The sequence below is a fragment of the Mesorhizobium sp. M00.F.Ca.ET.216.01.1.1 genome (assembly GCF_004010325.2).
In the GTDB taxonomy this organism is placed as follows: Bacteria; Pseudomonadota; Alphaproteobacteria; order Rhizobiales; family Rhizobiaceae; genus Mesorhizobium.
Genome location: NZ_SADR02000560.1, coordinates 1 through 284, shown reverse-complemented (window position 1 = coordinate 284; position 284 = coordinate 1). Strand labels below are relative to the sequence as shown.

Sequence of the window (284 nt, the reverse complement as noted above, 5' to 3'; positions counted from 1 at the left end):
GCCGATCGTAGGTCTCGCCGTCGATATTCTTGCGGCTGGTGATCTCGAGGATCTGGCCGGGCGTCGGCAGCGACTTCGGATCGACGTGCTTCGCCGGGTTCCAGAGCTCCGAGCGCACGATGGCGCGGGCGCACTGGAAATAGACCGTGTCGACGGCGACGACCGTGACCGACCGCGCCGGCTTGCCTTCGACCGTGAAGGAGGCGCAAAGCTCGGCATCGGTGGTGATGTGAGCACGGCCGTTGACACGCAGCGTCGTGCCGGAGCCGGGCACCAGGAACAGC

Annotated in this window: 1 pseudogene; it reads right to left on the bottom strand. The window is 66.9% G+C overall.

Going from position 1 to position 284, the window contains the following annotated elements:
- Positions 1-284: pseudogene (locus tag EN859_RS37455) on the bottom strand (pyridoxamine 5'-phosphate oxidase family protein); the annotation flags it as partial.